This window comes from Parabacteroides sp. AT13, assembly GCF_002272965.1.
Classification (GTDB): domain Bacteria; phylum Bacteroidota; class Bacteroidia; order Bacteroidales; family Tannerellaceae; genus Parabacteroides; species Parabacteroides distasonis.
Genome location: NZ_NQMH01000001.1, coordinates 1,980,133 through 1,990,000, shown reverse-complemented (window position 1 = coordinate 1,990,000; position 9,868 = coordinate 1,980,133). Strand labels below are relative to the sequence as shown.

Annotated in this window: 5 protein-coding genes, 1 rRNA gene and 1 pseudogene; 5 read left to right on the top strand and 2 right to left on the bottom strand. The window is 45.1% G+C overall.

Going from position 1 to position 9,868, the window contains the following annotated elements; all coding sequences use genetic code 11:
- Positions 1-24 precede the first annotated feature (24 nt).
- Positions 25-1,549: ribosomal RNA gene (locus CI959_RS08290) — 16S ribosomal RNA — on the bottom strand.
- Between the two features lie 608 nt (positions 1,550-2,157).
- Between CI959_RS08290 and CI959_RS08280 the strand changes: the two genes are divergently transcribed.
- A complete protein-coding gene (locus CI959_RS08280) occupies positions 2,158-2,382 on the top strand; it encodes a hypothetical protein (RefSeq protein ID WP_005865070.1) in 225 nt (74 codons plus the stop codon).
- Between the two features lie 1,081 nt (positions 2,383-3,463).
- Here CI959_RS08280 and CI959_RS08265 read toward each other — a convergent pair.
- Positions 3,464-4,320, bottom strand: a pseudogene (locus CI959_RS08265) (ATP-binding protein).
- Between the two features lie 175 nt (positions 4,321-4,495).
- On the opposite strand from CI959_RS08265, the gene CI959_RS08260 reads away from it, so the two are divergent.
- From CI959_RS08260 to CI959_RS08245, 4 genes are all read left to right on the top strand, one after another.
- The gene (locus CI959_RS08260) at positions 4,496-4,930 is read left to right on the top strand and encodes an HU family DNA-binding protein (RefSeq protein WP_005863956.1); all 435 of its coding nucleotides are present in this window, start codon (positions 4,496-4,498) and stop codon (positions 4,928-4,930) included.
- A complete protein-coding gene (locus CI959_RS08255) occupies positions 4,927-5,397 on the top strand; it encodes an N-acetylmuramoyl-L-alanine amidase (RefSeq protein ID WP_008778853.1) in 471 nt (156 codons plus the stop codon). Before CI959_RS08260 ends, CI959_RS08255 begins: the two co-directional genes overlap by 4 nt.
- A gap of 70 nt (positions 5,398-5,467) precedes the next feature.
- On the top strand, positions 5,468-6,442 hold the full coding sequence (locus CI959_RS08250) for a FecR family protein (protein WP_057317641.1): 975 nt from the start codon (positions 5,468-5,470) through the stop codon (positions 6,440-6,442).
- A gap of 264 nt (positions 6,443-6,706) precedes the next feature.
- Complete coding sequence (locus CI959_RS08245; protein WP_057317642.1) at positions 6,707-9,850, top strand: SusC/RagA family TonB-linked outer membrane protein; 3,144 nt, start codon at positions 6,707-6,709, stop codon at positions 9,848-9,850.
- Positions 9,851-9,868 lie beyond the last annotated feature (18 nt).

Genomic DNA, 9,868 nt, shown 5'->3' with positions numbered 1-9,868 from the left:
CGGTACGGAATCCTGAAGCTCCAGAAAGGAGGTGTTCCAGCCGCACCTTCCGGTACGGCTACCTTGTTACGACTTAGCCCCAGTCACCAGTTTTACCCTAGGCCGATCCTCGCGGTTACGGACTTCAGGTACCCCCGGCTCCCATGGCTTGACGGGCGGTGTGTACAAGGCCCGGGAACGTATTCACCGCGCCATGGCTGATGCGCGATTACTAGCGAATCCAGCTTCACGGAGTCGGGTTGCAGACTCCGATCCGAACTGAGACGTGGTTTGGGGATTCGCTCCCTGTCGCCAGGTGGCTTCCCTTTGTCCACGCCATTGTAACACGTGTGTCGCCCCGGATGTAAGGGCCGTGCTGATTTGACGTCATCCCCGCCTTCCTCGCAGCTTACGCTGGCAGTCCCACCAGAGTCCTCAGCTTTACCTGTTAGTAACTAGTGGCAAGGGTTGCGCTCGTTATGGCACTTAAGCCGACACCTCACGGCACGAGCTGACGACAACCATGCAGCACCTCGCAAACGGCTATTGCTAGAAAAGGTGTTTCCACCTCGGTCCGAATGCGTTCAAACCCGGGTAAGGTTCCTCGCGTATCATCGAATTAAACCACATGTTCCTCCGCTTGTGCGGGCCCCCGTCAATTCCTTTGAGTTTCACCGTTGCCGGCGTACTCCCCAGGTGGATCACTTAACGCTTTCGCTGTGCCGCTTACAGTGTATCGCAAACAGCTAGTGATCATCGTTTACTGCGTGGACTACCAGGGTATCTAATCCTGTTTGATCCCCACGCTTTCGTGCATCAGCGTCAGTAATGGCTTGGCAGGCTGCCTTCGCAATCGGGGTTCTGCGTGATATCTATGCATTTCACCGCTACACCACGCATTCCGCCTGCCTCAAACATACTCAAGCCCCCCAGTTTCAACGGCAATTCTATGGTTGAGCCACAGACTTTCACCGCTGACTTAAAAGGCCGCCTACGCACCCTTTAAACCCAATAAATCCGGATAACGCTCGGATCCTCCGTATTACCGCGGCTGCTGGCACGGAGTTAGCCGATCCTTATTCATAAGGTACATACAAAACGGGACACGTCCCGCACTTTATTCCCTTATAAAAGAGGTTTACGATCCATAGAACCTTCATCCCTCACGCGACTTGGCTGGTTCAGCCTCTCGGCCATTGACCAATATTCCTCACTGCTGCCTCCCGTAGGAGTTTGGTCCGTGTCTCAGTACCAATGTGGGGGACCTTCCTCTCAGAACCCCTATCCATCGTCGGTTTGGTGGGCCGTTACCCCGCCAACTGCCTAATGGAACGCATGCCTATCTATCAGCGATGAATCTTTAGCAAATATCCCCATGCGGGGCCCCTGCTTCATGCGGTATTAGTCCGACTTTCGCCGGGTTATCCCCCTCTGATAGGTAAGTTGCATACGCGTTACTCACCCGTGCGCCGGTCGCCACCCGGTATTGCTACCTGTGCTGCCCCTCGACTTGCATGTGTTAAGCCTGTCGCTAGCGTTCATCCTGAGCCAGGATCAAACTCTTCGTTGTTTAAATTGTTTCTTAATATCCTCGCTCCGGAATCCGTTTATCGTAGTCCAAAGTCATACTTCTATTGACGGTATCGATCCGGAAAATTTCTTTTCCTAATACTTGTACTACTTGTTGAATTATGTAAATCTCTCAAAGAACCCTCTCGCTATCGTTTCTCGATTGCGGCTGCAAAGGTAAGGACTTTTTCTTAACCTCCAAATTTTTCGGTGAAAAATTTTCAAGTTTTTTTTCTCAAGCCGATCTCCGGGCGGTTGGAAATTATCGCTTGGCCCAGCCAACCTCATCCCCTACCCAAGGATACCTCCACGTTTTCATCATTTCTGAAGCGCCGTTCTCTCTCGAATGCGGGTGCAAAAGTAATGCTATAAAACATACGGTCCAAATTTATCGGGCATTATTTTTCAAGTTTTTTTTCACGAGGGGGATCGCATACGTTAATAATACGTCGATATCCATTCTTGGCTCATGTGGCCCACCACGTGGCCTAACGTGTCACCACACGCACTTGAAACAAGTGCTCCACGAGTACATTCGCACGTAATAAAAACGATGAACATCATCTTGGCCCCGATAGGAAATCACACAGAAAAAACGGCTTTTAGCTCATGAAATCATGCGAAATGCACTTGGTTTTAGTGCTTTCGGATCACGTAAACGTGGGTAAGGACCCATTATATCGCCCCCCAAAGACCCAAAAAGCCGAAGAGGGAAGAACCACACAAACAACTGTATATCCACATGTTAAGGCATCAGGAAAATTCCCCGGTAAAAATCCTAGGGCGCAAAAGGCGCATCTTTACGCTTTCAAAGAAACATTTTTAGAAAAATAATATTTACATCACTCTACAGACAAGAGGGGTATAAACGTTATTTACAGAAAAAGTTTTAGAAACATACATAAAGATGCGCCCTTTGAGCCCTAACCTATCAGCAACATCCCTGATACGGGATACAAAAAAAGCCAATGGGACACGGCCGCAAAGCCATTGAGACAACACCTCTATCCCATTGACTTTACAAACCTATCCCTTTGAGATACCAACCCTATCCCATTGAGATGCTATTGACAACCGGGCACTTAAAGAACAAAAAGTGAATGCACAACCGTATATTCCTATTCAATGAACGTGAATGCACTACCGCTGAAAGAATACGTCCTTGCCCATTCTCCAAATTGACGATTTCAAATCTGTCCTCTTCCAAGTGCTCCATCTCGATTTTCCCGTCATATAATTTAGGCCGCCCTCTTTTACCTGTAGGCTCTTCCGTGATGAGATAACGGAAATAGGCGTCATCTCTAAATCGGCTGATTACATGAAATCCCATTTCAAATGCGCCATACACAAAGGTGGATTTGGAGAAGTAGGCATCCGCAACCACATAGTTTGCCAGTCGCTGAAGTGTTTCCTTGCGTGTACGCGGCACATGTAGATACCAGTCTATTAATGTGTATGTAACTTGCTCCGGTGTTTTTATCGGCGGTGTTTGAACCACTTCCGGATGGAAGCAGGCATGAAAGTCCGATAGCGTTGTTCACCAAAGCGACCATAACGACCCGGTTGAAGGAAATTAATCCGCCCGGGGATAATCAAATATAAAAGTAGGACTTCAAGCATAAACTTCTCACGCCATTTGTTTAGCTTTACCGCTGATTTAAGCAGCACACTATTTATTAGCTCTAAATATTGGTCAAGTTCGTTCAGATTCATTTTTTCAGGATGTGGAAACCCTTAATATAATGAATCGGGAGGACTTGACCTACTTTTTATTTGTTAATTCAAAACTTAACGAACTATTGCATAGGGAAGATCTCCAGAAATTGGCAGAAGAAGATAATCCCATCATAATATTAATGGAATAATTTTTGGTGGTACGAGCGAACTGTGTCAACTAAATATTTTTCATCCGTTGTCATATCCGGCTGAGCCAAATAGACATGAACCTATCATACACGATATACCCATCCGGTTGCCTCAATATAAACTCCTTATCTATTAATATCCTTAAGGAAGTATTCACGTTACTCACCGCCTTCAAATCATACTTTTTGATGAAGGCGGCAGCATTGACCTCCCGGACGATCCCTTCCTTGGCGATCGCTTTCAATAGCTGGATTTGATTAAATGTCAACAATTGGAAATAAGTCTGGTAGGTATATTCTTCTTCCTGTAGGATCTCCATCATGAGAGAATCAAGAAGCTCCGGAGAAAGTGTTTTTTCCGGTAAAGCGAAGAGACGGTTCAAAAGATATTGCACATACCAAGTATGCCCATCTACCCATGTGTACACCTTATCAAATATTTCTTCCGGAAGCTCCTTCCCTTCCTTCTCGAAGAAAGAATGGGCAAAGGAAAAATACACCTCCTTGCTGATCTTGTCTAAAAATAATTTTGGGGTGGATTGATAGAAGGGGCGCTTGATTGAGAAGAATATATATTCCATCAAGTGCTTTTTACTCCCCGAAAAGATAAAATGAACATTCGGCAAAAATTGAATATAAGAACGCAATAGGCCTTCCACCCCTTTCTCAGGATATTCCATGATTTGCTGGAACTCGTCAATAGCCAGATAACATTCTCTTCCAGACTGCCGCAAGTAGTCGAAAATCTCCTTCAACGTAGATTGCGAGAGGTTATCCGGCTTACCAACGTGATATTTCTCCCATTATGAAGAGCGGATAAAATCACTTCTGTCTCTTTCTCCCGATCACAAAAATATTCTGGACCTTGATAACCAACTATTAAAAAAGGATTATTCATATTCAGCATCTTATCTGCGTTACGCAATTCACGTAACGCAAATTACGTAATAAAAAACCAGAATAACAAGTAAACCGACTACTACTTACATATCCCGACACTCACCGACACTCGCCGATTCCCGTTTTTCAGAGGGTCTATCTTTGCATTGTCATTAGTAATTAACCTTTTAAAATTCAAAATTATGGCAGTGAAATTTAAAGTAGTAAAGCGTAAGGTATTGAACGGCGCAGAGAAAGACTCAGTAAAGAACTACGCGATCGCTAAAACATCGGGGACTTCGGACCTCAACAAATTATGTAAACTGATTTGCTCTCGCTCCACGCTTTCGTCGGCGGACGTGAAAGCGGTGCTCGATTCATTAAACTGGGCGATGGATCTGGAACTGTCCTCCGGCAACGTGGTGCAATTGGGAGAATTTGGAAACTTCCGTATGTCTATTAACTCCGAAGGAACGAATACGCCCGAGGACTTCGACGCCACCAAGATAAAGGGGGCACGTATTATCTTTTTCCCGGGCTCGGCCCTGCGGACTACCCGCAATGAGGTGAATTTCGAGCCTCTGGAGGTTACGAAAAAGAGCGCAGGTTCTGATAGCGAAAGCCCGGACGAGATATGAGAAAAATTGACCTGATCGTGATTCATTGCTCGGCAACCCGTGAGAATACGGATTATAGCCCGGAGCAACTGGAGAGTGACCACAAGGCACGGGGATTCCTCCGTGCCGGTTACAACTTCTACATCCGTAAATCGGGAGAAGTGGTGAACCTGCGCCCGCTAGAGCAAATTCCGGCTCATGCGAGAGGACACAACAAACACAGCATCGGGATTTGCTACGAGGGTGGACTGGACATCACCGGACAGTCACGGGATACCCGCACACAGGCTCAAAAGACCTCGTTGTTACGTTTGATCCGGCATCTCTTAATCTGCTTTCCCGGCTCATGGGTCTGTGGGCACCGGGATCTCTCGGAGGACTTAAACGGAGACGGGACGATCTCGCCGGATGAATGGATCAAACAATGCCCCTCATTCAACGCAATCTCCGAATACAAAGAACTCGTGTATGAGCTACGAAAAAAATAAGTAAAAAATCCATGCTCCCACTAAGGGTTTTCAAATTTGGTTGCGACTATTAGTATAGAAACAACTTAAAATGGAGAATAGCATAGATCATATTATCACAAGGATATTAAGTGGCAACAGCTCCTCGGAAGATTTTCTTTCGCTGAGCGAATGGCTGAACGCAGACGAAAAGAACAAAAAAGAATTTCGGTTGCTAAAGAGTTATTGGGATGCGGAAGTCTCGTTCAGCCATTCCTTAATGCCTAATGTGTCCCTCGATAATTTGAGAAAGAAGATCGACGATCAAAGCAGGCAAAAGAGATTGAGGCTGATCCGTTTCATCGCTACTCCCATTGCGGCGGCAATCGCCTTTCTTGTTCTGTTTTTCGCGACAATACACTTAAATACCCGGGAAGCTAAGGTTCAGCAATTCTATACCTATATAACCGATAAAAATAAATCTCATTTTACGCTAGATGATGGTACGAAGATCATTTTGAACCGGAATAGTCGCTTTACCTACTCTGACGCATACGGTACGGATCAGCGAAAGGTTAATTTGGAAGGAGAAGCCTATTTCGAGGTGGCGAAAAATCCGGAAAGACCTTTCATCGTCGATATGGGAAATGCCTCCATACGGGTATTAGGAACGACCTTTAGTGTAAAAGCCGATAAAGGGAAGGATCAGATCACAGCCGTCCTGCTGGAAGGGTCTATCCGTTTCGAAAGCCCGACACAACAAGTCTTACTAGCTCCCGACCAGCAACTTACATTCATCCGTTCAACGAACAAGATTGATATCCAATCCGTCAACGCAAAAGAAAATCTGGCATGGAAAGACGGCTTGCTAAAGTATAAATCAATAGCGCTTTGTACCTTGCTGAATGAGCTTGAGAAAAAATACGAGATCCCGATCCATATAGAAAACAAGAAACTGATGGACCCGAATGTCACTGTATCCGGAACATTCAGCGAGGATCAATCTTTAAAGGAGATTTTACAAGTAATATCTCGCAGTTTGCCGATCAAATGGTCACAAAGAGATGGAACTTACTATATTCAATAAAATAAAAATATCAACACATCTTAAAAAAAACAAGCAATGCCTATGAGATAACACGGATCATATCTTTCAAAAAAAACAAAACCGGCTGCAAAAATACAGCCGGCCCCATTAAAAAGAATTAATTCCTGCTTCTGCTACTCCACGACCAAATTTTGTGGCAGACGCATATTATCAACCTTTTATCAGTACAAAAATATGGAAAATGTTTCGTATTATAGGTCTTTTAGGTCCAAAGACTTAAAAAAAATGCTCTCGGTCCTAAAAATGTCCTTTATTTTACTTTTCTTGACACTGTTCCAAGCGGTAGCGACTAATTCCTATTCACAATCTGTAACGATTTCCGTGAAGACGGATCAGGCCCCGCTAACCGATCTATTCGCTATTATAGAAAAACAAAGCGATTTCTTATTCTTCTATGTGGATTCTGACGTAAAGAACGTAAAAGTGAGCGTGAACGCAACCGATAAGTCCATAGAAAATATCTTATCGCAAGCACTACGCAACACGAGTTTGAAATATTCGATCGAAGGACGAAATATCAATGTATTTAATAAAAACATTGTCGCCCAGCAAACTAAAAAACGTATTACCGGTGTCGTTAAAGATGCGGAAGGAAACGCTATTATCGGCGCTAACGTTGTCGAGAAAGGCACGACCAACGGCACGATTACAGATCTGGATGGTAAATACGTTATGGAAGTATCCTCAAACGCAACTCTCGAGTTCTCTTATATCGGTTACATGACACAGTTGCAACCGGTAGGCGGCAAAAACGAGATCAATGTAAACTTGAAAGAGGACACTCAAAAACTGGATGAGGTAGTCGTAGTGGGTTACGGTACGCAGACGAAACGTGAGATTACCGGTTCTATCACCAACGTGACCGCTGAGGATTTCAACCAAGGTCTGACTCGTAACGCAGCGGATTTGTTGCAAGGTAAGGTGGCCGGTTTAACGATCAATACAGGTTCCGGCGACGTAACGGGCAACTCGACGATTCAATTAAGAGGTCTATCCACTTTGCAAAACGACCAAGGCCCGTTAATCGTTATCGATAACGTGCCGGGCATGGACATGTCTACGGTTAATCCGCAGGACATCGAATCTATCTCTATCTTGAAAGATGCCTCTTCAGCCGCTATCTACGGTTCCCGTTCAGCGGGTGGTGTTATCCTTATCACGACTAAGAAAGGTTACGCCAGCAAACCGACCATCGCTTATAATGGAGCGTTCGGTGTATCTACCTTGGCTAACAAGCCGAATCTGCTAACAGCGGACCAATGGCGTAGCTATACTTCCTCTACCCCGGGTAAGGACGGTAAGGATTTTGACATGGGAGCGAACACGGATTGGTTCGACGAGATCACGAGAATCGGTTTCCAACAGGATCATGCCGTGTCTTTATCAGGAGGTGGTTCACACCATAACTATAGAGGTTCCCTTTCTTATATGCAACGTGAAGGTATCGCACGCGATAACTCCATGAACCGTTACAACGCCCGTTTCCAATTCTCCCAACGTGCTCTGGAGGATCGTTTGAAAGTAAGCATCACCGGCGTGGCTACCGTTACAGATAACGCGCCGACCAATGCGACCAATTTCTTACTTGCCTACAATATGATTCCCGTTCGCCCGATTAAGCTAGAGGATGGATCTTGGTTCGACACACGTGAATACGACCAAGGAAACCCGGTACGTAACCAGAAAGAGAATACACATAAGAACCGCATCAATAATTTCTATGGAACCGCTGATGTCGGTTATACGATTATCGATGGCTTAGAGGCTAAAGTTCTTTTAGCTAAAAGCCGGAATACGGAAGATGAGAGCAAATACAACAGTATCGAGTCTCAAGCCGGTTACAACGATGGCGGTAAGGCCGAACGTTGGTCCAGACTACGTGATAAAGACTTGATGGAATGGACCGCCAATTATTCAGCTGAGTTCAATAAGCATAAGATCAATGCCTTGATCGGTTACTCTTGGGAAGAAGAGAATTATGAGGAGACTCACGTACAGACCCGTGGTTTCGTCACTGATTTATTAGGTGCTAACAATTTAGCCGCGGGACAAAATCTGAATCCGGGAGACGCAGAGTCTCAAAAATGGCAAAGTCGCCTGATCTCTTTATACGCAAGAGCCAATTATAGCTTCAATGAGAAATATATGTTGACAGCTACCGTACGCCGGGATGGTTCTTCTAAATTTGGAACGAATAACAAATGGGGTACCTTCCCTTCCGTTTCCGTGGGTTGGAATATCACCCAAGAGTCATTCTTGGAAAAAGTAAACTGGCTTAACGACTTAAAGTTAAGTGTCGGTTATGGTATCACTGGTAATCAAACAGGATTGGACCCCTACAAAACCCTCGAGCTTTACGGCACAGATGGTGTATATTATGATACCGGTTCTTGGCTACCTTCTTATAAAATCAGCCAAAACGCAAACCCAGACTTAAAATGGGAACAGACAGCGATGTTGAACATCGGACTTGATTTCTCCGTATTGGATAGCCGCCTAGGTGGTCGTATCGAATGGTATAACAAAAAGACCTCTGACATGCTTTATACCTATCCGGTGCCAACCCCTCCTTACCTATATAGCGAGATCATGGCTAACGTGGGCGATATGCGTAATACGGGTATCGAGTTGAGTTTGAACGCAGACGCTATCCGCACGAAGGATTTCGATTGGAACATCTCCTTAAACTTGGCTCATAATGAGAATGAAGTGACTCGTCTATCCAACGACGTATTTACAATGGATAAGATCTTATTAGGTGACGTATTCATCCGGGGTGGAAGCTCCAGCGGTACACACGTATTGGAAGAGGGACGCCCTATCGGACAATTCTATGGCTTGGTTTGCAACGGTATCGATGAGAACGGCAGATATATCATGGTAGATAAAGACGGTGACGGCGAGATTTCCGATCCGGCGGATTATGACTACATCGGATCCGCTCAACCGAAACTGACATATGGTATCACCAATACTTTCCGCTACAAGAATTTTGATTTGTCATTCTTCTTGCGTGGAACGATCGGTAATGATATATTGAACGCGACCCGCATGGCATACGCTCAATCCGGATTCTTGCCGGGAACAAACGCATTGGATGATCCATTGACCTATACGTTAAGCGAAACTCCAAGATTCTCCAACTATTACTTAGAGAAAGGTTCTTTTATGCGTCTCGACAACTTGACTTTAGGTTATAAGATCAAAGCATTGAATGGTATCCGTGTTTATTTCACGGCGCAAAACCTATTCGTTATCACGAAATATAAAGGTCTTGATCCCGAAGTTCCTATGGATTCAGGAGACGGTTTGACCCCGGGTGTAGAACCTCGTGAATTTTATCCGAAGGCACGCACATTCTCTGTTGGATTAAACTTGAATTTCTAATACACAAACAGTAACGAT

Bases quoted from the DNA above. Each gene is read 5' to 3' on its own strand.
- CI959_RS08250 (WP_057317641.1), top strand. From the start codon at position 5,468: ATGGAGAATAGCATAGATCATATTATCACAAGGATATTAAGTGGCAAC.
- CI959_RS08260 (WP_005863956.1), top strand. From the start codon at position 4,496: ATGGCAGTGAAATTTAAAGTAGTAAAGCGTAAGGTATTGAACGGCGCA.
- CI959_RS08280 (WP_005865070.1), top strand. From the start codon at position 2,158: ATGAAATCATGCGAAATGCACTTGGTTTTAGTGCTTTCGGATCACGTA.
- CI959_RS08255 (WP_008778853.1), top strand. From the start codon at position 4,927: ATGAGAAAAATTGACCTGATCGTGATTCATTGCTCGGCAACCCGTGAG.
- CI959_RS08245 (WP_057317642.1), top strand. From the start codon at position 6,707: ATGTCCTTTATTTTACTTTTCTTGACACTGTTCCAAGCGGTAGCGACT.